The organism is Virgibacillus natechei (assembly GCF_026013645.1).
GTDB classification, from domain to species: domain Bacteria; phylum Bacillota; class Bacilli; order Bacillales; family Amphibacillaceae; genus Virgibacillus_L; species Virgibacillus_L natechei.
Map to the genome: position 1 here is coordinate 510,120 of NZ_CP110224.1, position 24,741 is coordinate 534,860.

Genomic DNA, 24,741 nt, shown 5'->3' on the forward strand with positions numbered 1-24,741 from the left:
AATGATGACTTCAGCAATTGAATTAAAAGTAAAAGCGAAATATATAGCGCAATATAAAAATAAATACCCTTTGATAAGTAAGGATGCGATCCTAAATCCTGATGTGCTTAAAGGTGAAGGTAGCATTGTACATTTAGTCGATGAGAATAACCAGTTTATTGCAAAAGGCTACTATGGGAAACAAAACAAAGGGATTGGTTGGGTATTGACACATAGCAAAGGAGAGAAAATTGATTCTTCTTTTTTGAAAGTTAAAATCCAAACAGCAATAAACAAAAGACAAGCCTTCTATAAAGATAAAGAAACCACTGCATTCCGAGTTTTTAATGGGGAAGGCGATGGGATCGGTGGATTGACAATTGATTATTTTGCTGGGTTTTACTTAATCAATTGGTATAGTGAGGGGATATTTTCCTTTAAAGATCAGATTATTCGTATACTTGATGAGCTTGGAGCGTATCAGGGTATGTATGAGAAGAAACGCTTTGATACAAAGGGACAATATATGGACGATGATGATTATGTAAAAGGGGTTCAGGCTGAATTTCCAATTATTGTAAAAGAAAATGGGATGAATTATGCAGTCGATTTAAATGATGGTGCGATGGTGGGTATTTTTCTTGATCAGCGTGATGTGAGAAAAGCGATCCGTGATAAATATGCCAAGGGGAAAAATGTGCTCAACACATTTTCCTATACAGGTGCTTTTTCTGTGGCTGCTGCTCTTGGCGCTTCTAGCAAGACGACAAGTGTTGATCTGGCAAAACGCAGTAAAAGTAAAACGGTTGAGCAATTTCGTGTGAATGGGATTGATTATGAACAGCAGGACATTATTGTGATGGATGTGTTTGATTATTTTAAGTATGCGAAGCGGAAGAATCTCAAATACGACGTAGTCATTCTGGATCCACCTAGCTTTGCCCGATCGAAAAAACGGACATTCAGTTCTGCTAAAGATTATCCAGCCCTTATTGAAGATACCATTTCAATTACAGAGAAGAATGGTGTCATTATTGCTTCAACGAATAATGCAACTTTTTCAATGAAGAAATTTAAAGGCTTTGTGGAGAGAGCGTTCAAAGAAATGAATACAGCCTATAAAATTTTGGAAGAATTCTCCTTACCGCCAGATTTTCAAGTTGATCGGAATTTTCCCCAAGGTAATTATTTAAAGGTGTTAGTTGCGAAGAAATTAAGTTGATCATTCAACTCCATTCCTTTCTATCAAAAAACAGCTGTAGATTATTCTACAGCTGTTTTTATCGTATTGTTAATTTGCAGTCCATTTGTATCAATCTGTAATGCAGAGATCTGATAACCTTGTAAAAACTGTTGCATATGCTCAGCAATACTTTTCCCTTTCCCTTTTTCCGCAAAAGAAACCATGGTAGGACCGGCACCACTAATAACGGTTCCATAAACGCCACAACGCTTCGCTTCCTTTTTAATCTCATGATAATGTGGGATGAGTTCCGATCGATATGGTTCATGAAATAAATCGTTTTCCATCATCTTTCCTGCGAGCTCATAGTTCCCGGAGAAAAGGGAAGCTATCAGCACGTTGCTGATACTGCTTGCAGTAGTGGCTTGTTCTTTGGAGAAATAGGCAGGAAGGACCCCCCTAGCAGCCTTTGTTTCCAGTTCGAATTCAGGGATATATCCTACTACATCTAAATCTAAATCAGGTATTCTAAGCCAATCAACATCATTTTTAAAATGTTTTGAAGTGATGGTAAGTCCACCGAATAAGGATGGTGCTATATTATCCGGATGTCCTTCAAATTCAGTTCCGTATGTGAGTTTCTCGTCAGGGGATAAAGAGAGCTCACATACTTGGTTGGCCAGTTCAATCCCAGCAATAATTGCTGAAGCACTGCTTCCGAATCCTCGCGCTAATGGAATATCACTATTTATAGTAAGTTTACAAGTAGGTAGCTGCTTATTATGACGCTTGGCAGTTTCTTTTGCAACTTGATAGATTAAATTTTCCTCATAATTTGCATCAGTTGGCAGGAAAGAGGATTGGCTTATAAGTTCCCATTGATCAGATTCAGCAACTTTTAATGTTAAGTAAAGGTTTAATGCAATTCCGCCTGAATCAAAGGCTGGCCCTAAGTTTGCAGAGCTAGCCGGAATAGAGATGATAAATTCCTTCATACCTTCACCATATCTTCTAGGTAATCCATAACAGCTTTTTCGTCATTTGGTAACGTCACTGGATCTACCTCTAATTGATCAATAGCTGTTTGTGGATCTTTTAATCCATTCCCTGTTAGGACAGCTACAACTTTACTGCCAGGCTCAATCTCGCCTTTCTCGCATTGTTGAATAAGCCCAGCTATGGAAGCGCTGGATCCAGGCTCAGCAAAGATACCTTCTTTTTTTGCTAGAAGGTTAAAGGCATTCGTTATTTCATCATCTGTAACCGCATTGATTGCTCCATTTGATTCATCTCTTGCGTTAACAGCAAGTTCCCAACTCGCTGGATTTCCTATTCGAATCGCTGTAGCAATTGTTTCTGGATTAGGGAATACGTTGTTATTGACTATTGCTGCTGCACCTTCCGCTTCAAAGCCAAACATTTTCGGTAATCCTGTTTGCTTTAATTGGTGATACTCCTTAAACCCTTTCCAATAAGCACTAATATTCCCTGCATTTCCAACAGGAATAGCAAGGACGTCGGGAGCAGACCCCAGCTGTTCGCACACTTCGAAAGCTGCCGTTTTTTGTCCTTCGAGTCGGTACGGGTTCACGGAATTGACGAGCGTCACGGCCGTTTTTTCACTTACCCTTCTTACCATTTTTAAGGCATCATCAAAGTTTCCGTCAATCTCCACGATTTCAGCGCCATACATCATTGCCTGAGCAAGCTTCCCAAGTGCTATCTTTCCTTTCGGGATAACAATGATAGCTTTGATACCTGCTCTTGCTGCATATGCAGCAGCTGAAGCAGAAGTGTTGCCAGTTGATGCACAAATTACAGATTTACTTCCTTCTTCAATTGCTTTTGCAACAGCTAATACCATTCCTCGATCTTTAAACGAACCGGTTGGATTAACCCCTTCTATTTTTCCATGTAACTCTATTCCTAATTGCTTGGATAGAGCTGGAAAATGAATAAGTGGTGTATTTCCCTCTTGTAGTGTGAGTTCAGGTGTTTCACTTGTGACAGGGAGGTAAGGCTTATAGTGTTTCAGTAGTCCTGGCCATTTCACTTGTAACATCTCCTTCAACTTTATAATAGCTTTTTACATCTAGAACAACATTTAAATCTTTCAGTTTATTTAATGATTTGTTGAAGTTTTCCAGTGATGTTTGGTGTGTCACTAAAACAATTTCCGCTACTTCGTGTTTCTTAATCGGATTTTGTAAAATACGCTTAAAGCTAATATTTAATTCATTGAATAGCGACGAAACTGCTGAGAATACGCCAACTTCATCCTTAACATGCAACCTTAAATAGTATTGTCCAAAGCGTTGATCAGCTTTCATTAATTCCTTCTTAAAGCGTGGTTCTGTCACTTGTGTTCCATTCACACCTAAATGAATATGTTTAATTACTTCTACAACATCCGACATGATAGCAGTTGCAGTTGGCAAACCACCTGCCCCTGGACCATAGAACATTGTTTCTCCAACAGCTTCTCCGTACACATAGACAGCATTGTACTCGTTTTTAACATCGGCTAATGGATGGTTTTTTGATAGGAGCGTTGGCTGTACATTCACTTCTACTTTCTGATCCTTGCATTTGGCAGAGCCGATTAATTTCATGGTATACCCAAGCGTATTTCCGTATTCCAAATCTGCCAGTTCTAAATTTTTAATACCAGATACTTCGACTTCTTCAAGGTCTACGTTGGTTGAAAATGCAAGTCTGCCTAAGATGGCCATTTTTCTAGCAGCATCTAAACCTTCTACATCTGCAGTAGGATCTGCTTCAGCAAATCCTAGATCTTTTGCTTCCATGAGGGCATCTTCATAGGATACACCTTCGTTATCCATTTTTGTTAAAATGTAATTGGTTGTTCCGTTTACAATTCCCATAACTTGTTGTATGTGATCAGCTGAAAGCCCGCCAGTTATTCCTCTCAAAATCGGGATTCCACCTGCAACACTTGCTTCGTAATAAAAGTCACATTTGTTTAAACTTGCTATTTCTTGGAGTTCTGGACCGTGTAACGCTACTAAATCCTTATTTGCGGTAACAACATGTTTCTTTGCGGAAAAAGCTTGCAGAATATACTGTCGAGCTTCCTCCACTCCACCCATTACCTCAACGATGACATCAATTTCTGGATCCTTTAGAATATCATCAGGATTCGTGGTGATATGTGTTTGTTCTTTATCGATATTTCGTATTTTTTCAGGATCACGAACGAGCACACTTTTTACATTCACTTCTGAACCGAGTTGATGAATTAGCTTCTCTCGATGGTTTTCAATAATTTGAGCAACACCCGCTCCGACAACTCCTAAACCTAAAAGACCAATAGATATATTTTCCCTCACACTACCACCTCAAATTTATCATTTTTATAAAATTATATTTAGTACATTTAATCATGAATAACAATGCATGGCAATAGCGAATTTTAAGAATTATTTTATAAAACGCTTACATTGTAAATTCGATCGCCGAAAAATTGCTGGCTTCTTAACCAGTATCAAAAATGAAAAGACACAAGCCCTTAAGCCCGTGTCTTTTCTATTTTTCTATTCCATGACAAAGCTCCATACATTGAAAAGATTGCTGCACCAAGCGCAAGAATAACAAAGAAACCGCCAACAGTAGCGTTATAATTAACGGATGCCTGTTCAATGACCACGCCACCAATTAATGATCCAAATGCAATCCCGAAATGCAAAGCGGAGTTATTTAAGCTTTGTTGCGTATCGGATGTTTCTGGAGAAGTTTGTATTAAATAGCTTTGCATGGCTGGGGTGATCGCCCAACTCATCATGCTCCATATAATCATTACAATTAAGAACAGTGGCAATGCAAACGTCGTATATGGAATTGCAAAAATCGATAGACCGAACACAGTAATAACGTAGAGAATCGTACGTTTTGCACCAAATCGATCAGAGAACATACCTCCAATTGCTCCACCGGTTACTGCAGCGACACCGAATAGTAAATATACAATACTAACCCATGTACTATCCAAATTCATAGTTGATTGAAGAAATGGAGTTAAATAACCATATAAAGTCAAATGTCCGGCTAAGAATAGAAATGTAGTCAATTGGGCGAATAGAATTTTTTTGTTCTTCAATGTTCCTAATTGCTCTCTAATCGTAACAGGTTGTTTCGGAGCAATTTTGCCCAAGAAGAAATATACACCTATAATGGAGCCTACCGTTAAAATGGAAATTAGAAGGAAAGGAGCTCGCCAACTAAATGCATTCCCCAGCATGACCCCGATTGGTACACCTAATACGAGTGAACCGCTGATTCCCATAAAAACAATTCCAATTGCTCGAGCACGATATTGCGCGTCAACAATATTGGATGCCATCGTGATACATAAGACAACGAGTAAGGAACCACTAGCAGCAGAAATGATTCGTGCAATAAGTAACATGGCATAGCTCGGACTGATTACTGCTATTAAATTTCCAAATAAAAATATAAACAATGCTATTATCATTAATCGTTTTCGTTCCATGTTTGAGGTTGCAGCCAATAAAATGGGGGCAGCAATTGCAAATACCAGTGAAAAGATAGTAATTAACAGACCAGCTTGTCCCAAACTAACACCTAAATCTGTTGCTACTAAATCTAGTATTCCTCCTATAATTAATTCGACCATCCCCACAACAAACGAAACAATCGTTAATAAATAAACTCTTTTATCCATAATATATTTCCCTCTCTGTCTAGTTACCACTATAATAGTAACTTTTATCAAAAGAGAAAACAAGCTATTTTTTAATACAGACTTTTCTGTGCTATGATGGATGTAATATGGTATGAATGATGACAGGAAACAAGGGGTTAGCAATATGCTGCAACAATTCGGTTTTACCCAATATGAGAGCCAAGTTTATCGCGCTTTAATCACCATAGATCAAGCAATGGATGCAACATCTATCGTAAAGCGTTCTGAAGTTCCAAGATCCAAAGTCTATGATGTTCTTCGGAGGTTGGTAAAAAAAGGAATCGTGCTCGAGTCAACAACGGAGAAGAAAAGATTATATACAGCTCTACCGTTGCATTTAACGATTGAAAAATTAAAAGCGGATTTTGAATGGAATGTACAGGCATTAAAAGAAACAAAAATGAAAGAAACGCCAGTGGACGATCGTGTCTGGACATTAAAAGATAATCAATCCATACAAGTTTCTCTAAAGAATTTAGTACAAAAAGCAGGGTCTTCTATTTTTATTTCTGCATGGGCAGATGACGTAAACGCCATTCTTCCATTTTTAGAGGAAAAGCATCATGCTGGTCTTGATGTAACTGTTCATGTGATTGGGGAAATTGAAACAATTATTCCAAACACCTCTACCTTAATCCCAGATACAGAGCACAGCAAGCTTGAACGAAGCCGTATTCTTATTATAGATCAAATGGAGATGTTATTCGCGGGGGTTGAGGATGCAGAGTGGCAGGCAATCCATACGCAATCACGGCCGCTGGTAAAATTTTTTACGGAGTTCTTTTACCACGATGTGGCCTTAACGGAAATTACTCGGAAATATAAAGATACGATCATGAACGATAACGAAATTCGAGATATCTTATTGAAGTTGAGATATTAAGTCTTGACGCGGTTGAGAACAAACCATGATTGATAAAAAGAATAATGGGTACCATAAGGCCGAGTTATTTCATTTTTTTATGAGGTGAAAAGATGGATAGTCTATTATTTTTATCGTTCTCAATAGCATATCTAGGGTTGTTTTGCTACGGCATAGTATTGGCCAAGCGATACGGGTGGAAGACAAGTATGAACGTTATTTTGCTTGTTATCATGGGCTTATTATATGATAATGCTATACTTGCTGCTGGCCGTTATATCGGGGAAGGGTCTATTCTGCAAAACTTAAATTACGTCCGGTTCTGGCTCCACGCTCTCTTTACCCCATTACTTGTCGTTTTTGCATGGAATACATTAAAACAAGCGAATATTAAGTGGACTAATTATCGCTGGCTGTATTATGGAGTAATTCTGTGTACAGTAAGTTTAATTATGATAGAACTTATAACAGAAGTATTCGGACTTTCTCTTGAAGCAAAGCGGGAGTATGGAGTGCTAAGTTATCACAAGGTTGAAATGTCCAGTGGACCTCCCATCATGATCCTACTTGTCACTGCTGTACTGCTTGTTGCTTCTATTTTTGTTTGGGTGAAGCAAAAGTGGATCTGGTTTTTTATCGGTACAGTGTTGATGATTGTTGGAAGTGCTGCTATACCACCAATCGATAGTGGAGCCGTTACGAATTTATTTGAATTAATATTAATAACCTTTCTTCTATTGACCAAAGCCTATCAAAATAAACGAAAAGATGGACTGAAATTCTGATAGAATGGAATTTAATCTTATGCTAAAGTATATGATCAATTACGAGAAATAATTTGTGTTATTTGATATAATTAAATCACCTTAAAATTAGGAAGGGAGGAACAGTTGGTGGAAACTGAAGCGAAATTACAAAAAGATGCTATGCGTGTGTTAAAACTTACAAGTAGAACGTTTTATATTCCGATTAAATTACTCAAGCCAACATTGAGAGAAACAGTTGGTGCTGCTTATTTATGCATGCGTGCGATAGATGAAATAGAAGATCATGAACAATTGGATGCTGAAACAAAGCAACATTTGTTGAGGAGAACGAGTGAGTTATTACTAACTGAATTTGATGACGAGGCATATCGCGAATTACTAAAGCCGTATGAATCCCTTTTACCGGAAGTAACAATCAGAATGAACGATTGGATAGCCTTTTGTCCTGAAGGCTTCGTGGGTAAAATGAAGGAAGCAACAAGTGTAATGGCTGGTGGTATGGCTGATTGGGTCGAAAAGGACTTTCAAATAGAAACCAAAGCGGATTTGGACGATTATACATATTACGTCGCAGGCTTAGTTGGTGTTTTGCTTACCGATATTTGGAAATGGTATGACAATACAGAATCTGACAGAGACTTGGCTGTAGGATATGGTCGAGGGTTACAGGCGGTTAATATATTGCGTAATCAAGGAGAGGACGCGGAACGTGGTGTACGATTTGTTCCTGATAATTGGACAAGGGAAGATCTATTTGCCTATGCAAGGAACAATTTAAAACAAGGTGATCAATACATAGAAGGTATCGATAATAAAAATGTTACGTTGTTTTCTAAAATTCCATTAGAATTAGCGAAACGCACACTAAGGGCAATGGAAAAAGGCAATGAAAAAATGTCGCGTGAAGAAGTAGAGTCAACAGTAGAAGAGATTATTAATGAATAAAAAAAAGTACGATTAGCCTGCTAATCGTACTTTTTCTATAAAAAGGCCTAATATAATAAATTTCACGATTTAAGGTATGATAATAACAAGAAGAGCGGACACCAAAATAGGTTTAAGAAAACATATATCTCACACAAAGATAACAACTAAATAAGTTGACTTGTTAACGGGTTATTCCTATAATTAGAAATTGTGTTACAAAATTGAGCAAGCTGGTGGTATATGTCAATGCTTATTATTAATCGAATTCGGTAATAAGTATTCTCCATCCAACGGTCTTTAATGGCAAAATAAATTCTAGATTATAGACACTTGTTCCTAAAACATAGGAGGAAAAGCGTGGAATCAAAGAAAAAGGAAAAGTTGGATTGGACAGTTTTTATAGTAAGTGGCGGTTTTTTAATCTTATTTATAATATTATCTTTTATCAACAGTGACATGGTAGGGAACGGAATTACAACGTTATTTGATTATTCCGCTAAATTTTTTGGTGGATATTGGCAACTGTTATTGTTGGGTAATTTCTTCATTGGATTGTTTTTAGCCTTTTCAAAGTACGGAAAAGTTCGTTTAGGAAAACAGGACAAACCTAAATATAGTAATTTTCGTTGGGTTGCTATGATTTTAGTTACCTTATTGGCGAGTGGTGGTGTGTTTTGGGCAGCATCAGAGCCGATGTATCATTATATGGATACTCCTCCTTTACTCGGTGGTGGGGAATTTAATAATATAGACGGAGCATTCGCGTATTCCTTTATGCATTGGGGATTCTTAGCATGGGCCATTTTGGGGACATTAGCTGTAATTGTTATGATGTATGTACATTATAATAAAGGATATCCTCTACGCCCAAGAGGTTTATTATATCCTCTATTTGGTGAAAAAATTTATCATAGAAGTGTGCTGGGATCCTCGGCTGATATTTTTTCTATTATAGCGACGGTGGCTGGTACATTAGGTCCGCTTGGGTTTCTAGGATTACAGATATCCTATGGGCTTAATCATTTATTTGGTTTGCCGGATAGTTTAATGATGAGTATAGTTGTTGTAATGATACTTGTTTTAGTAGCAGCAATATCAGCTGCAACAGGTGTAGATAGAGGGATTCTAACACTCAGCCGCTATAATGTTGGGTTTACCATTTTTCTAGCAATGGTCGTACTTCTTGTTGGACCTACCATGTTTATTATGGATGCGTTCATCGGTGGTACCGGATTCCACTTGCAAAACTTCTTCACGATGAGTTTATTTCGCGGTGATGAAGCATGGCTAGGTGCATGGACTATATTTTTCTGGGGTTGGTTTATCGGTTATGCGCCGATGTTGATCGTATTTATTAGTAGAATTTCTCGTGGGAGAACGATTAGAGAGTTAGTGATTGGTGTATCAATTGCAGCTCCATTAGTTAATAACTTTTGGTTCTCCGTTGTAGGAGGAACAGGGGTGTTCTTTGAAAGAGAAAATCCAGGTTCAGTCTCAAATGCTTTGAATGAAGGTGGTATGCCTGCAGCTGTTATGGCAATCACGGACCAACTACCAATGGGTATGTTATTCGGGATAGGGTTTCTCCTTGTATCTGTTATCTTTGTTGCAACAACTGCAGATACTATGTCTTATACAGTTGCCGCTACTTTAACGGGTAATGATCAACCGAAAAGGTGGTTGCGTGTATTCTGGACGTTGATATTCGGTCTCACTACCGTGATGATTCTTACAATTGGTGAAGATAGTATTGCATCGATTCAGAATTCAATTGTTATAACGGCCGTCCCCGTGTCCCTGTTATTGTTGCCTCCGTTATGGAGTGCACCAAAAATAGCACGCAAGATGGCAATAGAACAAGGCCTTATCTGGCAGCGAGAAATTAATAAAAAAGTAAATAAATAATAGAACAGTAAGGGTCTTCGTTTCCTGACATATTCAGGAAATGAAGGCCCTTCATACTTTTTAGCAGATAAGAAACCACCATCTATTATGAAAATGTAACACAAGGATAGACGGTTATTTAAAATGGTGTGTAAAAAGCGCTCTAAGTCCGAGGTGAGTAAGGGCGAGAGCGAAAACAATCATAACAATTGCTCCTACTATCTCAAAGAAGCTTGCTACACTATCGGTAATAAAACTTATCTCAGCCAGGTTTGTTAATCCAAATCCAGCCAAAAAAGTAGCTAAATATAATAAAGCTAACTGATACATACGATATCCCTCCTTCTCTTTATTTTATGAAGGAAGAGGATACGGGTGATTGTATGGTTGTCTATTTAACTTAATTTAAGGCTAAGCACTGGATTTATAGAGCATTAAAAGCACTGAAAGGACTCAATTCTTTCCAAATCGATTCCGTAATAGGTCCATCTATTACCGTGCCAGCGATAACCTGCAATGGAGGTTCTGCCAACAAAGGTCGGATAAAACCAAAAAGCATCCCGCTGTAACCAGACATAGGTGAAGCGATACATGCATCCACGGATTCCTCCAGGATCTACTGCAAAGGTTTGAAATTGCGATTGTTCTGGAATGAAAGCGGGTGGTGGAATAGTTGGTGCAGCACCAGTTTGTTCGCCACCTGGAAATGGCGCTGGGCCACCAGGGTAGCCTCCAGGTGCGCCTGGAAAAGGTCCACCTGTACCAGGAGCCCCGCCAGGTCCAAATAATTGATTCCACATAAACTGTGATAGGTTAAATTGCCTCTCGTTATAATACGGTGGTGGCTTATCATACATTATTTATTTCCTCCCTTGATTAAATCATTCACTATAATATATGGGTGATTGTTACAGGTGGGAATGATTTTAGAAGATTGGGCGGTATTTTATTAGATTTCTTCTGTATTAAACTTTTCACCGTATTTAATTCATAATTAGAGGCGAAAAAATATACCTTTTTCGCCTCGTGAAGAACATATGGAATTCAGGTTGTAGTTAGGCGCTATAATGCTCTAACTGCTTCTTTAGTATTCTTTGCTTTGGTTATTGCTGATATAACAGAAACGCCGTCTGCTCCAGCTTTAATCACAGAATTTGCATTATCTGTGGTGATCCCGCCGATTCCTACTATTGGTAAGTCGGGAAACTGTTTTCTTAATGCTGTCATCCACTCTACTCCCACAGTTGCTTTAGCATCAGCTTTTGAGTTGGTTGCAAAAACAGGTCCTGCGCCTATGTAATCGATGATGGAAATAGGGCTTTTAGCAACTTCGTCAGCATTTGATAAAGAGAGTCCGATAATTTTATCCGGAAAATGCTTGCGAATTTCTTCTACTGAGCTATCATCCTGTCCGACGTGGATGCCATCAGCATGTAATAAACACGCTAAGTCAACATCATCATTAACGATAAAGGGAATATTATGCTGCCTGCACACTTCACGTAGTCGTTTACCTAACTCCAATTTTGCATCACCCGTTAACGAACCTTCACCTTTTTCACGGAACTGAAAGGCTGTTATTCCCGAATTGGCTGCGGATTCTAGTATTTGTACTGGATCTTGATCACAATTTTGACTGCCCATAATAAAGTATTTACGCAAGCTTTGTCTTAATGGAGGCATCATTTATTTACTCCTTTCGAGTGCTTCGGTCTCTAGTGAGAGTGCATCAATGAATCGGGGGATAAAGGTTCCGGAACCTGCTACTTCTTCATGGGAAGCAGCGAATTCAGCAGCTAATCCGTAAAATTCAATTGCTGCTAATGCCTGTTCTTCAATAGAGTACCTAGTTGTTAAGCAAGCAGTTAGGATAGACCCCAACAAACATCCCGCTCCTGTTACCTTTGCCAAAATGGAATGACCTGTTTTATTACGAATTATTTTTCCTCCTATACAAATGAGGTCTGTTTTCCCGGTAACGATTGCAGTAGTGTCATAGTCTGCTGCCACTTTTGCAGCAATCCCTTCAGTATCCTCACCACCGAGCGAATCAACACCTTTTGTTTCCCAAGGAATTTGAACAAGGTGGGCCATTTCACCAGCGTTTCCTTTGATTACAGTAGGTTTCACTTCTTGTACGATTTCTTTCATAGCAGATGTGCGAAATGATGTAGCTGGTACTCCTACAGGATCGAGTACTACTGGGATTTCTTTCTCGTTTGCAGCTTTTCCTGCAGCAATCATTGCGGGAAGCTCCACGGGTGTTAGAGTGCCAATATTAAGCAGAACGCCGTCCGCAATCGACGCTATTTCATCAGCCTCTTCTTCAGATTTTGCCATAATAGGAGCGCCGCCAAAGGAGAGTAGACCATTAGCGGTGAAATTCATGACCACTTGATTTGTTAGATGATGAATCAATGGATTATTTTCCCGTACTTCCTGAATAATGTTTGGATTCATCGTTTCACCCTTTCTTCTCGGCTTGCCCAATGATTGGTAGGCCCATTTCCAGAGCCAATTGAAAAGGAATGCTTAATAGCAGCTGTTACAAAATGTTTTGCTTTTTCAACTGCTTTTTGTAAAGGTAATCCTTGGCTTAAATAAGCAGTGATTGCAGCTGAATACGTGCATCCCGTTCCATGTGTGTTTGTTGTATCGATTCGTTTAGAAGAAAACGTGTGCATGGATGTCCCGTCATATAAAAAATCAACAGCATCACCTTTTAAGTGTCCACCTTTAATAAGGGCACCGTTAGCACCAAAATTCACCACGATTTGCTCAGCTGCTTGTTTCATATCATCGGTTGTATCAATTTTATCTCCAGTAATATATTCTGCTTCTGGGATATTTGGTGTGACCAAAGTGGTTAATGGTAAAAGCTTTTCGCGTAAATAAAGGCGTGCTTTTTCTTCGATTAATGGATCACCACTTGTAGCAACCATGACAGGATCCATTACATAAGGGGCATCAAGTTTTGGGATTTTTTCTGCAATTACCTTCATCATGTCAATATGTGCAATCATTCCTGTTTTAAATGCGTGAACTGGTATATCCGTAATCACGGATTCCAACTGTTGCTCAATCATTTGAATAGGAAGGTGGTGTACATCTTGAACGCCAGTTGTATTTTGAGCAACAACGGTTGTAATGACCGACATGCCATAGCTTTTGAGTTCCTGAAATGTTTTTAAGTCTGCTTGGATACCAGCTCCTCCGCTGGGGTCAGTGCCGGCAATAGTAAGTACGGATGGAACTTGAGTCATCTGTAAACCGCCTCCTCGTTTTCTATTCTTAAATCATCTGTAAATGTCATGGAAAGTCCTCCTCCTAATAAGTTAGGAAAGTAGGTGCCAATCTGACCACCTGACTGGCAGCGGCCGAGTTTTCTAATTGCATAGGAAACTATAGAATTTAAATGCTATGGATAACTTAGTTATCGAAATAGCCACGTCCAGCTCCAGCGCCCAGCAACTAGCGCGACTTCCTTCACCTCCGTACGATAAAGAAGACTTGCCGATTGGCTCTGCCAGAGGCTTAGTCGCACTTATACCCTGTGGGTGAAAAGAAGACTTGCCGATTGGCTCTGCCAGAGGCTTAGTCGCACTTATACCCTTGTGGTGAAAGTCAACATTGGCTTACTTGTCTTAAGGAAGGCCGACTAAAACCGGGCTTGCGCTCAGGCGTCGGCATACCCCTATGAAGGGGCATGTTTCCTTTATCTCCTCCGGCTCAGTCCAGTCCGTACGTTGCTAAACGGGCGCTTGCGCTTTGTTCTTATATGCGTACTAAACTTTGATATTTAACCTTTGATATGATAAACCAACCGATAAACGCACCGGTAATACTACTGACAAGAAATGCTGGCATAAAGGCGAAGGCACCAACAGAGCTTCCCATCAGTAGTTGTGCAAATGGTACAGCAAATAGGGAGCCAATAACCCCGCTTCCAAATGCTTCGCCAAATACAGCCCATGCTTTTTTGCCGATTTTTTTATAGAGGTAGCCAGCTAAAAATGCTCCGACCATACCGCCTGGAAACGCGAGTAATGTTCCGAGACCCAGCATATTCCGGAGTACACTAATCATAAAAGCAATGACGACTGCAGGACCTGGACCAAGCATTACGGCAGCCATGACGTTGACCGCATGCTGAACAGGGTATGCTCGTGCCACTCCAGCGGGAAACCATAATAATTGTGCAGTAATGGTTCCAATTGCTACAAAAACAGCCATCGTTGTTAATAAACGCGTTCGATTCAATATTCTCCTCCTTTCATAGGGAAACCAAAAAAGCCAGATCCGCTGAGGGACCTGACTGTGACTATGAAAATAGATTAGACGTATCATCGCATCGCCTAACTACTTCCCTCCGCTGGTGTTAACCAGATCAGGTCTATAAGAGTCAGAAAGTAAACGTACTTTCCTCTCAGCCCCCGTGATTATTGGGCACCCCTAGTAGTAATTGTTTATTATTAGATTCACTCATTAGCATAACAAATAGCTGGATGGTTGTCATGGGTAAAGTTAAAATCTTTACATTATTTTGTAAAACATATCATGATATAGAAACTATTTTCTATAAATAAATGATTGATCAAACGTTTGATTAATACTATTTTAATTCCATATCTAAAAATGCATAAAAGTCAGCCCATTCATCAATAACTTTGGATGTTGGTTTACCGAGTCCATGTCCCGCTTTTGCTTCGAGACGAAGGATGACTGTTGAATCCTTATCCGCTTTCTCGAGTAATGTGGCAGCGAACTTTTTTGCATGAGCTGGTAAAACTCGATCATCACTTTCTGCTGTTGTTATGAGAATAGGTGGATACTTTTGTCCGTTCTTTATATTATGCAATGGCGAATAAGCATATAAGAATGGAAAATGTTCTGGTTTCTCTGGATTTCCAAACTCGGGTATCCAATAACGACCGATTGTGAATTTATGGTAACGTAGCATGTCTATTACAGGAACCGTGCAGATGACAGCACCAAATAGATCAGGCCTTTGTAGCATACAAGCTGCGACTAACAGACCTCCATTTGAGCCACCCATAATGGAGAGTTTCTTTTGATTGGTATATTTCGTTTCAATTAACCATTCGCCAGCAGCGATAAAGTCATCAAAGACATTTTGTTTGTTCTCAAGCATTCCAGCTTTATGCCATTTTTCCCCGTACTCATTTCCACCGCGCAGGTTAGCTACAGCATAAATCCCGCCCTTTTCCAACCATCGTAAAATTGCAGGATTAAAAGAAGGAGTTCTGCTAATATTAAAGCCACCATACCCATTTAGAATAACTGGATTTTCGCTATCCAATTTAATGTCATTATGATGTGTAAGGAACATTGGGATCTTTGACCCATCCTTTGAGGTATAGAAGACTTGCTCTGTTTGAAAATCAGTCGTATCCACAGGTAGGGTTGATTCAGCGAATACAGTAACGTCTGGATCGTCCATTTCATAATGATAAATGATTGTTGGACTTAAGAAAGAAGTCATGCCAAAATAAATTTCATCTGTTTCTTTATGGCACGTCATCTCCGTTAATGAACCGATTATCGGTAATTTAATTTGATATAAATAGGTTCCATTTTGATTATAGACGTGTAATTGATGATGAGCATCATGAAGGAGTACAACGATGAACTTTCCGTTTATAAATTTCACGGAATCCATGACATCATCTTGTTCTGGTAGGACTTCCTGCCAATTCTGAGGTTCAGGGTGATCCAGATCAATTGCAATAACCCTACCATTCGGGCTATCTAGGTCTGTTTGAAAGTAAAAGATTCTACCTTCGTTTGTAATGTATTGGTATCCTGCATTTTGATCATCGAGCAGACGCATAAATTCCACCTTTGAATCAATAGCTTTAACAAACACTCTATTTTCTGAAGCGGTTCCTTGAAATACGTGTAGACAGAGATGTTTTTCATCATCGCTTATCATTGGTGAGAACATTAGCTCTTTTTCGTCTGGTTGTTCGTGAACTAAAGGGTCATCATCTTGACTAGTTCCGAGCTTATGAAAATAAACGGCATTGTAATTGCTTTCATCTTCTTTTTCGACACTTCCTGGCTCGGGGAAACGACTATAGAAAAATCCAGAATGATCTGGTGCCCATGCAATGGCTGTAAATTTTACATAGCGAATATGATCTTCCAAGTCTTGTCCACTCTGAATATCCCTTACATGAATTTGCTGCCAATCACTTCCATGTAAGGAGGTGGCATAGGCAATATACGCTCCATCATTACTAAAAGCGTAGTTCGTCATTGCAATTGTTCCGTCCTCACTAAGTGTGTTAGGGTCAACCACAACAGCATCCTGTTCTTCGCCCCGCTTGTAAAGAACAGCCTGATTTTGTAAGCCATCATTTTTTTGGTAAAATAAATTACTTTTCACTTGTTTTGGTACAAAAAACTTTGGATAATTCCACAATTCCTCTAATCGCTGTTTGTCGAACGCTTTTGATTCAGCTTGTGAAAAATAGGTATCGCATTGCGCTGCCAAGGAATTTCCCCATTCCACGGTTTCTAATGAGGATGAATCTTCCAACCATCGATATGGATCAGCTACCTTTGTTCCATAAAAGTCTTCAACGATGTTATCTTTTTTCACTGTTTTCATGCTACGCCTCCTGTTTTTCCTGTATACATTATGTTTCGCCAAAAGTTAGTAGATTCCTTTATTTTTTGGCAAATAGGAAAGAGGGATAGAGTACGTAAGTAAGGGTAAATAGTTTTATTATTTTGCTAGATTTTTGTTTGAAACGTGATATACTATTAGGAAAAGAAAGGAGGGTCAAAGTCAAATGGAGGAGAAATTAAATACTATTTTAGAACACTTGGAAATACTACAACAAGGACAAGTTCGATTTGAAGAGAGACAGGATCGATTTGAAGCAAGTTTAAACATTTTTGGAGAAAGACTTGGTCAAGTTGAAAGAAGTCAAGAAAAATTAGTATCAAGCCAAGAACTTCTTGCTATTAATCAAGCTTCTATGGAAGAAAGACAAATCCGCTTGGAAGAAAATCAAACCAATATGGAAAAGAACCAAGAATTGTTTGCATTAAGTCAAGTTCGTTTAGAAACCAAACTTGATAATTTTATGGTTGAAACAAGAGGTAATTTTAAGCATGTTCAGTCACAGTTGGATAGACATACAAATTTGTTTAAAAAGGTACAACTAAAACATTAAATTGTAAGGTTTACTATTCATATTGGATTTCGAGTGATTTATTAGAACGAATGATATCTTCAACTTATCCTCAATTTATTATCCTTTTGTTATATACTTCATAGAAAACTACTCCATATATTATCTAACTAAATTGTCTGTAAAAAATTAAGATGTGGATCGATTAAAAAAGATTAGCAGGTCGTGTTGAGTACGACCTGCTAATCTTTTGTTTGAATAAATGATGGAGCATAGCGGGCTCGAACCGCTGACCTCTTGGCTGCCAGCCAAGCGCTCTCCCAGCTGAGCTAATGCCCCGATGGATGAATTTTAGGAACAACCTATAATATACACGTTTTTTCGTGTGATTTCAAGTGAAATTATTATAGGAACTACAATTTGAGATATATAATTTTCAAACACTTATTATGGAGCTAGCTTTGCGATATACCTATCATGAAAATAAATCTATTTTCATGATAGGTGGTGGCTCGCTCAAGGCGAGTCATGTTGGTTCTTATTTGCAAGTCTAAAGGGCGAGCATATAAGCTCGCCCTTTAACTATTGATTTTGTTTTCTAGCAAATTGAATAAAGTAATCCAATGATCTCTCATTCGCTAATGAACCTTTATTCACTACGTTTTCAACAGGGCTACCCATTAAGATTTTCTTTACTGGTATTTCTAGTTTTTTCCCATTTAATGTCGTAGGTAAAGCTGTTACTTCGTGAAATTCGGACGGTACATGACGCGGTGAGCATTGTTCTTTGATTTGTTTTTTAATTATCTGCTGGATCTCATCGGTTAACTTATACCCTTCTTTCATTACAACAAATAGGGGTGTAAAAGAAGTACTACCAGTTGGGACGTCTACAATTAAACTATCAGCCACTTCCTTCACCTGATCGACAGCCCGGTAAATTTCGCTGGTGCCAATTCGAATACCCCCACGGTTAATGGTTGCGTCTGAACGACCATAAATAACGCTGGTTCCACGGTCTGTAACTTTTAAGTAATCACCGTGTCGCCAGATGCCTGGGTACATATCGAAATAACTTTCATGCAAGCGGCTCCCGTCCTCGTCATTCCAAAAATAGATCGGCATCGATGGAAAAGGTTCGGTGAGTACTAATTCGCCTACTTCTTTTATTTGAGGTTCACCATCGTCGTTAAAACTCTCAATTTTTGCACCAAGCCCACGACACTGGAGTTCTCCAGCATAAACCGGTAGAATTGGCGCACCTAAAATAAATGCTGTACATACATCAGTTCCTCCACTTGCGGAGGCAATCCACAAGTTGCTTTTAACATTTTCGTAACACCATTGGAAGCCTTCAGGTGGCAAAGGTGATCCTGTCGAGCTAATATTTTTTAAATGACGTAGGTCAAACTCCTCGCGTGGATTAAGTTCTTCTTTCATGCAAGCCGTAATGTAGCTCGCACTTGTTCCAAATACAGTCATTTTCGTGTCTTCAGCAAATTTCCAAAGCATCTTCTTATCTGGATAAGCAGGATTCCCATCATATAGTATAATGGTGCTTCCTGTAAGAAGGCCACCGACGAGGTAGTTCCACATCATCCAGCCCGTTGTGGTAAACCAGAAAAAGCGGTCATCTTCTCCTAAGTCTGTATGGAAGGTTAATGCTTTTAAATGTTCGAGTAAAATTCCGCCTTGACTATGTACGATGGGTTTTGGCTTTCCAGTAGTTCCAGATGAAAATAGAATCCATAGCGGATCATTGAACGGTATATGCTCATATGTCAGCTCGAGGTCCTCTTTTGACTTAATCGCATCTGACCATGTTATTGCATTTTTAAATCCACTAAAATCCGCATCTGCGTTTACGTAAGGAATTGCAATGGTTGCTTTTAAACTTGGTAGTTCAGCCTGGATATCCTCTACAATTTCAGTACGGTCAAAACTTCTTCCGTTATAGTTATATCCATCAACTGTAATCATCACTTTAGGTTCTATTTGTTTAAATCGGTCGATGACACTTTGTATTCCAAAGTCAGGGGAAGCACTAGACCAAATGGCACCAAGACTGGCTGTTGCTAAGAAAGCTACTACAGATTCATAGATGTTAGCGACATATGCAACGACACGATCACCTTTTTGGACACCGAGTTTTTGTAGTGTTAGCTGAAGTGCGGCTGTATCTTGATAAAGTTGCTCCCATGTTACTTCAGCTGTCTCTCGTTTTTCTGAAGCATGAATAATTGCAGGTTTATTTTTATCTCTATTTCTGAAAATATGTTCCGTATAATTGATTGTGGCTTCAGGGAACCATTTGGGTCCAGGCATTTGATGGGAAGTTAATATTGTTTCATAAGGCTGCTTTGATCGAATATCAAAGTATTCCCATTGTGACTTCCAGAATGCTTCTATCTCATTAACAGACCATTCCCATAGGGAGTGATAATCATCAAAGTGTAAGTTTTTACGTTCGCTTAGCCAATTCATATAATCGTACAGGAATGATTGTTGTTTTTGGTTCTCATCAGGTTCCCATAATAATGTTCCCTCTTCTATCTGTCCCATCAGATCCCTCCTGAATAGTGTGATAATTACTACTATTATATTGATTTACTCCGTTTATGTAAAGATGAGAAGCGTTTTAATTTACACTGGTTAGAAAACTTGGCTTTCGTTAAAGGGATTCTTAGAAAGCGTTCTTTGGTTATGCTTTGAAGTGCAGGCCTTTTTAGACGAATGTTCTTAGTTGTACGGATGCAGTAGGGATGTTTATGCTCCTATCTGCAAAAAAATCCCCCGCTTGTACGAAGGATTTTCCTTTTTAATCTGCTAATTTATCGGCAAATGCTTTAACATATGGTGGTAGATCCGGTGGGCGGCGGCTGGATATGATGTGACCGTCAACCACTACTGCTTCGTCACTCCACTCGGAACCAGCATTCGTCATATCATCTTTGATGCCAGGAGTGCTTGTTACCTTTTTACCTTGTAAAATCCCTGCAGAAATAAGAACCCAGCCTGCATGGCAAATTTGACCAATTGGTTTCTTTTGATTATCCATAATCTTGATGAAATCCAAAACCTCAGAATAGCGCCTTAATTTGTCTGGAGCCCATCCGCCGGGAACAAGAATCCCGTCATAATTCTCTGCGTGAACGTCAGTAAAGGCATATGCAGACTCGGCAGGCACACCATATTTTCCAATATACTTTTTATTTGCTTCTTTTCCAACTAAATCAACTTGGGCGCCCTCTTCTTGAAGGCGTAAGACCGGATACCAAAGCTCTAGATCTTCAAACTCGTGTTCAACAAGTGCGATGACTTTTTTATTTTTAAGTCGCATGTAATCCCTCCATTAGATGATAATTCCAGTTTAACAGAGGTTAAGAACGATTTCGATTTTCATGCCAAAAAACCGTCCATTATTTCTTGTTCTGCAATTCCTCATTCAAGGAGGCTTCCACCTTTTTGAAATATATATAAAAACCTATCCAAACTAAGGTATAAAACGCAATCCACACGAGTGCGTTGCTGAGAATTGCGAGAGGTGTAAAGGGCACCCATCCAGTCGAAAGCGCAATGATAAAATAAATAGTAATCGACAGGCTGAAGTGGATAACCGTTTGTTTTAAATAACTCCAGTCATGAAACTCAAATATAAAAGAAGATAATCCAAAGTAAATGCCAATAATGAAACTGCCCAACATACTCAGCCAAATTTCTGAAACGGTAGCATCTACTCCATAAAATTTGACAAAGGAAAGGACAATAAATGTATAAATTCCTCCTACAGCAATCCCGGTTGTGGCCCGTTTTAGCACTTCAACGATCATATGCTTGCCCACCCTTCATCAGCTTTTCCTTTATGGCTGCCACATATTTTCTTGTAATGTATTCTTTATTTCCAGAATGAAAGTAAACACAAAGGTTGCCGTTAAAAGATAATTCGAAGCGCTCGATACGATTTACATTTCCAATAACTGATTTAGAAAAACGTGTAAAGTCATGGGGAACCAGTATTTCCTCTACTTCATACAACTTCATTTTTATTTCAATTGTACGATCTTTTAATGTAGCAAATATCTTTCTCTTTTCAGCATAGACAAAATCGACCTCATTCGGATCGAGAAGTATCGTCTGATCCAATTCAACACCAAATAAACGCTGCTGTCTTCGCTTCTTTACAACCTTCACAATTTCCTCCAGTTCCTCCGTCCATTCCTTTGCTTGAATGGTCAGCGTAGTTTCCTCATGCTTATCATCGATATCAATGTTCACTTTCATCAGGTCATTCCCCCAGTAATTCTAACCTATGGCTTGTTTTAAAAAAGCTGGATAGCGGAGCAATGCTATCATAAATCCTGCTAATCCAAATCCAAAAAGGACAAGCGACACTTGAAAAAGATCCATATATGACAATGTGCCTGCCATGGCATCTTGAAACGCCTGATGTGCCCAGGATTGTGGCAGGAATTTACTGATCGTTTGCATGAATGCAGGCATCGTGTCGAGTGGCATCATTTGTCCGCCAAGTAACCCTCCACCAAGCGCAACCACTTGTGTGAATGCAATCCCCATGTTATTTGTTTTCACAAGCATAGCGAGTCCGAGTCCCATTCCAGTTACGGTAAATGTTAATAAGACAGATAACAGAAGCAAGTGAAATGGCTGCTCCAAGGGTATGTTATAGACAAGTTTTCCGAATAATAACAAGATAAAAATCTGTATGAAAACGATAACCATGTTCGGAATCCATTTTCCCAGTAAATATAAATAAGGGGAAAGTGGTGTGCTTGCGATCCTGGCTGTCATCCCGAGATTCCGATCCTTAAGAACCGTTTCAACCATATTAATCATGATGAAAAAAACAAACATAACGGTATAGCCTGGTACGATCGATAAGATAATTTGTTCACGTATGGTTGCTTCAGTTCCGGAAGTAAGTACAGCGATAAATAAAACGGTGAAAATAATCGGTAAAATCAACATCCAAAATAATAGTCCTCTGTCTTGAAGATATTTTTTCATTTCAAGAAAAATCAATGCTCTCATGATAAAACCTCCCTATTAGTTTAACATAATTTAATCTCGTAGTTGGCTGCCGGTTAAGGAGAAGAAAACATCCTCTAGCCGTGGCTGAACAAGTTCTAATTGCTCTAATTGCACGTTTTTCCTTTGGCAATGATTTAATACGGCCTCCATTGCTTCTAGAGGGGTTCTGGTCGCAAGTAAATATCCGCCGTCCTTGTTTTCTAATGTTCCAAACTGCCTGATGTTTTCTGGCAAACTGTTTATCCCTTTAATGAAAATGGAAGGGAAAATATTCTTTTGTAATAAGCCTTCAATACTTCCATTTTCAATAATGTCCCCCTGATCTATAAATGCAACTTCATCACATAGCTGTTCAACTTCTTCCATATAATGACTGGCATATATAATCGTACAACCTTTTTGTTTAAGCTGTTCGATCATTTGAAAAATATAACGACGTGATTGCGGATCAATCCCAATGGTTGGCTCATCCATAATAATGATCTTTGGTGTATGCATGAGAGCACAGCCAATATTCAGACGGCGTTTCATTCCACCTGAAAATGTAATCACTTTGTCATTACCTCGTCCGGATAATCCGATATCTGCCAAGACTTCAGATGCTCGGGTCTTTAGTTGCTTTCCTTTTAACCCATACAGCTTACCAAAAAAATACAAATTATCTAACGCGGACAATGTTTGTTCCAAGCAGATTTCCTGGGGGATATATCCAAACTGTTCTTTCTTTTTTCTATCGATAGTTGTTGCGCCGATGTGAACTTCCCCTTTATAGTCTTTAATGACGGAAGCAAGGATTTTCATTAACGTTGATTTCCCAGCACCGTTCGGACCGACAAGACCGCAGGCAATCCCGTCTGGAATGGTAAGGGATATATTTTTCAATGCTTGTGTGCCACCACCATAATGCTTTTGTATATTATTCACTGTCAGCATTATTACACTTCCTTTTCTTTTTTTCCATTATGTCATGAGGGTATTTTTAATACTTGGGAAAGTGAATAACATACCGTGATTTATGTATGAAGAGACAAAAAACATACATAAAAAAACATCACCTAGTTGCAAGTGATGTTTCATGAAAAATTTAGTTCAGTTTCCGCCGTACTCACCGTGTTTGATGAAGGTCTTCTCATCCTCAATCAGGCCACAAGAGCCACATTGGATCCTGTATTTCGGACCATTATAACTGGTATGAAAAACTTCTACACTTTCATTCGTATAATTATTCATAACTTCACCAGTCTGTGCATCTAATTTAACGGGTTTTGCGACTTGTTCGATCATGTTGAACCTTGAACGATTTGTTTTACAATTGGGACATCGGTATGGTTGGTTCATTATAAACACCTCCATCCCATATTATTCCTAATTGTTATTCTTTTATTTATATTGTCTTAGTGGTAAGGCATTGTGAGAATGGTTTATCAAAACCTGGGCAATTTCAATCAAACCACTTTCTTAGTTTGGAAAAAAACGACTCTGTTTCATGCTCATTGTTTATTATTTCCTCTTCAGGCTCTTCTTCTATAAAAATTTCTTCTTTATCAATCGCGTAATCATACGTTAAGACAGCACCAATATCCGTATTGTTTTCTTGATTCGTAATGGTGGTGTACGGGATGCTGTGTTTATTTGCCAGATCCTTTTCTTCCTTTAAGAAACGATGGGCAACATGTCCGTTGATTAATAATTTGGCATCTTTATGGTTCTGCATGGCTTCTTCTAATTTAGCTAGACCTTTATCTGACATTACCTGTCCTTTTGAAAGAGCAAGTACAATTCGTTCTCTGAGTGTGCCTAGGAATTGTTCCCTCTCTTCTTCTTTCGGTCTCCGTGTTCCATAAATTCCCTCTGTGAGATAATCGTCCACATTTTTCTTATTGCTCATAGTTATGCCTCACTTCTTATACTTGTAATTTTATTGTACAAAGTCCCTGTATGAGATGCAATGAAAAAAGGTGTCCTAATTTTAAGGACACCTTTATATTACTATTATTTATTTCTTTTTGCGCGTTTATCAGCTGCGCGACTTCTTGACTGCGCTTCTTTATCCTCATGATCAGCGAACTCTTCTGCGAATTCCACATCTTTGCCATCTTTCAATTGGCTTTTTGGTGTCTGTGCGAGAAAGCTATTTTTTGCTTTATTGTGTTCGTCTCTTCCCAAAGGGATCACCTCACTTCATTATTTTCATGATTAGTATG

26 protein-coding genes, 1 tRNA gene and 1 riboswitch are annotated in these 24,741 nt (G+C 38.9%); of the genes, 6 read left to right on the forward strand and 21 right to left on the reverse strand.

Features of this window, described 5'->3' with window-relative positions:
* Positions 1–4: 4 nt before the first annotated feature.
* A complete protein-coding gene (locus tag OLD84_RS02950) occupies positions 5–1,201 on the forward strand; it encodes a class I SAM-dependent rRNA methyltransferase (RefSeq protein ID WP_209461882.1) in 1,197 nt (398 codons plus the stop codon).
* Between the two features lie 41 nt (positions 1,202–1,242).
* Here the strand turns inward: OLD84_RS02950 and thrB are convergent, their stop codons facing one another.
* From thrB to OLD84_RS02970, 4 genes are all read right to left on the reverse strand, one after another.
* Positions 1,243–2,157 carry a homoserine kinase gene (gene thrB, locus OLD84_RS02955; RefSeq protein WP_209461641.1) on the reverse strand — a complete coding sequence of 305 codons (915 nt, stop codon included), beginning with the start codon at positions 2,155–2,157 and terminating at the stop codon, positions 1,243–1,245.
* Positions 2,154–3,215 carry a threonine synthase gene (gene thrC, locus OLD84_RS02960; protein WP_264917269.1) on the reverse strand — a complete coding sequence of 354 codons (1,062 nt, stop codon included), beginning with the start codon at positions 3,213–3,215 and terminating at the stop codon, positions 2,154–2,156. Before thrC ends, thrB begins: the two co-directional genes overlap by 4 nt.
* Positions 3,184–4,512 (reverse strand): homoserine dehydrogenase, encoded by a 1,329-nt coding sequence (locus OLD84_RS02965; RefSeq protein ID WP_209461643.1) that lies wholly within the window; start codon positions 4,510–4,512, stop codon positions 3,184–3,186. Before OLD84_RS02965 ends, thrC begins: the two co-directional genes overlap by 32 nt.
* 179 nt (positions 4,513–4,691) lie before the next feature.
* Positions 4,692–5,864 (reverse strand): MFS transporter, encoded by a 1,173-nt coding sequence (locus OLD84_RS02970; protein ID WP_209461644.1) that lies wholly within the window; start codon positions 5,862–5,864, stop codon positions 4,692–4,694.
* A gap of 145 nt (positions 5,865–6,009) precedes the next feature.
* On the opposite strand from OLD84_RS02970, the gene OLD84_RS02975 reads away from it, so the two are divergent.
* The 4 genes from OLD84_RS02975 to OLD84_RS02990 all read left to right on the forward strand — a co-directional run bounded on the left by OLD84_RS02975 (position 6,010) and on the right by OLD84_RS02990 (position 10,346).
* Entirely contained in the window at positions 6,010–6,768 is a 759-nt protein-coding gene (locus OLD84_RS02975) for a TrmB family transcriptional regulator (protein ID WP_209461645.1), read from the forward strand.
* 188 nt (positions 6,769–6,956) lie between these two features.
* On the forward strand, positions 6,957–7,532 hold the full coding sequence (locus OLD84_RS02980) for a hypothetical protein (RefSeq protein WP_245301444.1): 576 nt from the start codon (positions 6,957–6,959) through the stop codon (positions 7,530–7,532).
* 108 nt (positions 7,533–7,640) lie between these two features.
* Positions 7,641–8,459: a phytoene/squalene synthase family protein gene (locus OLD84_RS02985; protein ID WP_264917270.1), complete on the forward strand. Its 819-nt coding sequence runs from the start codon at positions 7,641–7,643 to the stop codon at positions 8,457–8,459.
* Between the two features lie 339 nt (positions 8,460–8,798).
* Positions 8,799–10,346, forward strand: a complete 1,548-nt coding sequence (locus OLD84_RS02990; protein WP_209461647.1) for a BCCT family transporter — start codon at positions 8,799–8,801, stop codon at positions 10,344–10,346.
* Between the two features lie 114 nt (positions 10,347–10,460).
* On the opposite strand, the gene OLD84_RS02995 is transcribed toward OLD84_RS02990, so the two are convergent.
* The 7 genes from OLD84_RS02995 to OLD84_RS03025 all read right to left on the reverse strand — a co-directional run bounded on the left by OLD84_RS02995 (position 10,461) and on the right by OLD84_RS03025 (position 16,959).
* Positions 10,461–10,655, reverse strand: coding sequence for a hypothetical protein (locus tag OLD84_RS02995; protein ID WP_209461648.1), 195 nt, complete (start codon positions 10,653–10,655; stop codon positions 10,461–10,463).
* Positions 10,656–10,759: 104 nt separating this feature from the next.
* Positions 10,760–11,182, reverse strand: coding sequence for a hypothetical protein (locus OLD84_RS03000; protein WP_209461649.1), 423 nt, complete (start codon positions 11,180–11,182; stop codon positions 10,760–10,762).
* 205 nt (positions 11,183–11,387) lie between these two features.
* A complete protein-coding gene (thiE, locus tag OLD84_RS03005) occupies positions 11,388–12,011 on the reverse strand; it encodes a thiamine phosphate synthase (RefSeq protein WP_209461650.1) in 624 nt (207 codons plus the stop codon).
* Positions 12,012–12,785, reverse strand: coding sequence for a hydroxyethylthiazole kinase (gene thiM / locus OLD84_RS03010; protein WP_209461651.1), 774 nt, complete (start codon positions 12,783–12,785; stop codon positions 12,012–12,014). It abuts the gene before it with no gap.
* On the reverse strand, positions 12,782–13,588 hold the full coding sequence (thiD, locus tag OLD84_RS03015) for a bifunctional hydroxymethylpyrimidine kinase/phosphomethylpyrimidine kinase (protein ID WP_209461652.1): 807 nt from the start codon (positions 13,586–13,588) through the stop codon (positions 12,782–12,784). The genes thiM and thiD overlap by 4 nt, the downstream gene beginning before the upstream one ends.
* Before the next feature lie 511 nt (positions 13,589–14,099).
* A complete protein-coding gene (thiW, locus tag OLD84_RS03020) occupies positions 14,100–14,585 on the reverse strand; it encodes an energy coupling factor transporter S component ThiW (protein ID WP_209461653.1) in 486 nt (161 codons plus the stop codon).
* A gap of 87 nt (positions 14,586–14,672) precedes the next feature.
* A riboswitch (TPP riboswitch) is annotated at positions 14,673–14,789 on the reverse strand.
* A 148-nt stretch (positions 14,790–14,937) separates the two neighbouring features.
* Entirely contained in the window at positions 14,938–16,959 is a 2,022-nt protein-coding gene (locus OLD84_RS03025) for a prolyl oligopeptidase family serine peptidase (RefSeq protein WP_209461654.1), read from the reverse strand.
* Between the two features lie 184 nt (positions 16,960–17,143).
* On the opposite strand from OLD84_RS03025, the gene OLD84_RS03030 reads away from it, so the two are divergent.
* On the forward strand, positions 17,144–17,530 hold the full coding sequence (locus OLD84_RS03030; protein WP_209461655.1) for a hypothetical protein: 387 nt from the start codon (positions 17,144–17,146) through the stop codon (positions 17,528–17,530).
* Between the two features lie 224 nt (positions 17,531–17,754).
* Here OLD84_RS03030 and OLD84_RS03035 read toward each other — a convergent pair.
* From OLD84_RS03035 to OLD84_RS03080, 10 genes are all read right to left on the reverse strand, one after another.
* Positions 17,755–17,827 (reverse strand) — tRNA-Ala (locus OLD84_RS03035).
* A 243-nt stretch (positions 17,828–18,070) separates the two neighbouring features.
* A complete protein-coding gene (locus OLD84_RS03040) occupies positions 18,071–20,050 on the reverse strand; it encodes an acetoacetate--CoA ligase (protein ID WP_209461656.1) in 1,980 nt (659 codons plus the stop codon).
* 256 nt (positions 20,051–20,306) lie between these two features.
* Positions 20,307–20,828 carry a type 1 glutamine amidotransferase domain-containing protein gene (locus OLD84_RS03045; protein ID WP_209461657.1) on the reverse strand — a complete coding sequence of 174 codons (522 nt, stop codon included), beginning with the start codon at positions 20,826–20,828 and terminating at the stop codon, positions 20,307–20,309.
* 79 nt (positions 20,829–20,907) lie between these two features.
* Complete coding sequence (locus OLD84_RS03050) at positions 20,908–21,318, reverse strand: DUF3021 domain-containing protein (RefSeq protein ID WP_209461658.1); 411 nt, start codon at positions 21,316–21,318, stop codon at positions 20,908–20,910.
* Complete coding sequence (locus OLD84_RS03055) at positions 21,308–21,769, reverse strand: LytTR family DNA-binding domain-containing protein (protein WP_209461659.1); 462 nt, start codon at positions 21,767–21,769, stop codon at positions 21,308–21,310. Before OLD84_RS03055 ends, OLD84_RS03050 begins: the two co-directional genes overlap by 11 nt.
* 21 nt (positions 21,770–21,790) lie before the next feature.
* The gene (locus tag OLD84_RS03060; protein WP_209461660.1) at positions 21,791–22,537 is read right to left on the reverse strand and encodes an ABC transporter permease; all 747 of its coding nucleotides are present in this window, start codon (positions 22,535–22,537) and stop codon (positions 21,791–21,793) included.
* Between the two features lie 30 nt (positions 22,538–22,567).
* Positions 22,568–23,470, reverse strand: a complete 903-nt coding sequence (locus OLD84_RS03065) for an ABC transporter ATP-binding protein (RefSeq protein ID WP_209461661.1) — start codon at positions 23,468–23,470, stop codon at positions 22,568–22,570.
* 156 nt (positions 23,471–23,626) lie between these two features.
* Positions 23,627–23,875 carry a DNA alkylation repair protein gene (locus OLD84_RS03070; RefSeq protein ID WP_209461662.1) on the reverse strand — a complete coding sequence of 83 codons (249 nt, stop codon included), beginning with the start codon at positions 23,873–23,875 and terminating at the stop codon, positions 23,627–23,629.
* Between the two features lie 103 nt (positions 23,876–23,978).
* On the reverse strand, positions 23,979–24,425 hold the full coding sequence (locus OLD84_RS03075; protein WP_209461663.1) for a YueI family protein: 447 nt from the start codon (positions 24,423–24,425) through the stop codon (positions 23,979–23,981).
* 104 nt (positions 24,426–24,529) lie between these two features.
* Entirely contained in the window at positions 24,530–24,703 is a 174-nt protein-coding gene (locus OLD84_RS03080; RefSeq protein WP_209461664.1) for a YfhD family protein, read from the reverse strand.
* Positions 24,704–24,741 lie beyond the last annotated feature (38 nt).

Bases quoted from the DNA above. Each gene is read 5' to 3' on its own strand.
- OLD84_RS03055 (WP_209461659.1), bottom strand. From the start codon at position 21,769: ATGAAAGTGAACATTGATATCGATGATAAGCATGAGGAAACTACGCTG.
- OLD84_RS03000 (WP_209461649.1), bottom strand. From the start codon at position 11,182: ATGTATGATAAGCCACCACCGTATTATAACGAGAGGCAATTTAACCTA.
- OLD84_RS03030 (WP_209461655.1), top strand. From the start codon at position 17,144: ATGGAGGAGAAATTAAATACTATTTTAGAACACTTGGAAATACTACAA.
- thiM (WP_209461651.1), bottom strand. From the start codon at position 12,785: ATGAATCCAAACATTATTCAGGAAGTACGGGAAAATAATCCATTGATT.
- OLD84_RS03050 (WP_209461658.1), bottom strand. From the start codon at position 21,318: ATGATCGTTGAAGTGCTAAAACGGGCCACAACCGGGATTGCTGTAGGA.
- thiD (WP_209461652.1), bottom strand. From the start codon at position 13,588: ATGACTCAAGTTCCATCCGTACTTACTATTGCCGGCACTGACCCCAGC.
- OLD84_RS03040 (WP_209461656.1), bottom strand. From the start codon at position 20,050: ATGGGACAGATAGAAGAGGGAACATTATTATGGGAACCTGATGAGAAC.
- thrB (WP_209461641.1), bottom strand. From the start codon at position 2,157: ATGAAGGAATTTATCATCTCTATTCCGGCTAGCTCTGCAAACTTAGGG.
- OLD84_RS03045 (WP_209461657.1), bottom strand. From the start codon at position 20,828: ATGCGACTTAAAAATAAAAAAGTCATCGCACTTGTTGAACACGAGTTT.
- OLD84_RS02970 (WP_209461644.1), bottom strand. From the start codon at position 5,864: ATGGATAAAAGAGTTTATTTATTAACGATTGTTTCGTTTGTTGTGGGG.
- OLD84_RS03065 (WP_209461661.1), bottom strand. From the start codon at position 23,470: ATGCTGACAGTGAATAATATACAAAAGCATTATGGTGGTGGCACACAA.
- OLD84_RS03025 (WP_209461654.1), bottom strand. From the start codon at position 16,959: ATGAAAACAGTGAAAAAAGATAACATCGTTGAAGACTTTTATGGAACA.
- OLD84_RS02980 (WP_245301444.1), top strand. From the start codon at position 6,957: ATGAACGTTATTTTGCTTGTTATCATGGGCTTATTATATGATAATGCT.
- OLD84_RS03070 (WP_209461662.1), bottom strand. From the start codon at position 23,875: ATGAACCAACCATACCGATGTCCCAATTGTAAAACAAATCGTTCAAGG.
- thiE (WP_209461650.1), bottom strand. From the start codon at position 12,011: ATGATGCCTCCATTAAGACAAAGCTTGCGTAAATACTTTATTATGGGC.
- OLD84_RS02975 (WP_209461645.1), top strand. From the start codon at position 6,010: ATGCTGCAACAATTCGGTTTTACCCAATATGAGAGCCAAGTTTATCGC.
- OLD84_RS03075 (WP_209461663.1), bottom strand. From the start codon at position 24,425: ATGAGCAATAAGAAAAATGTGGACGATTATCTCACAGAGGGAATTTAT.
- OLD84_RS03060 (WP_209461660.1), bottom strand. From the start codon at position 22,537: ATGAGAGCATTGATTTTTCTTGAAATGAAAAAATATCTTCAAGACAGA.
- OLD84_RS02950 (WP_209461882.1), top strand. From the start codon at position 5: ATGACTTCAGCAATTGAATTAAAAGTAAAAGCGAAATATATAGCGCAA.
- OLD84_RS02995 (WP_209461648.1), bottom strand. From the start codon at position 10,655: ATGTATCAGTTAGCTTTATTATATTTAGCTACTTTTTTGGCTGGATTT.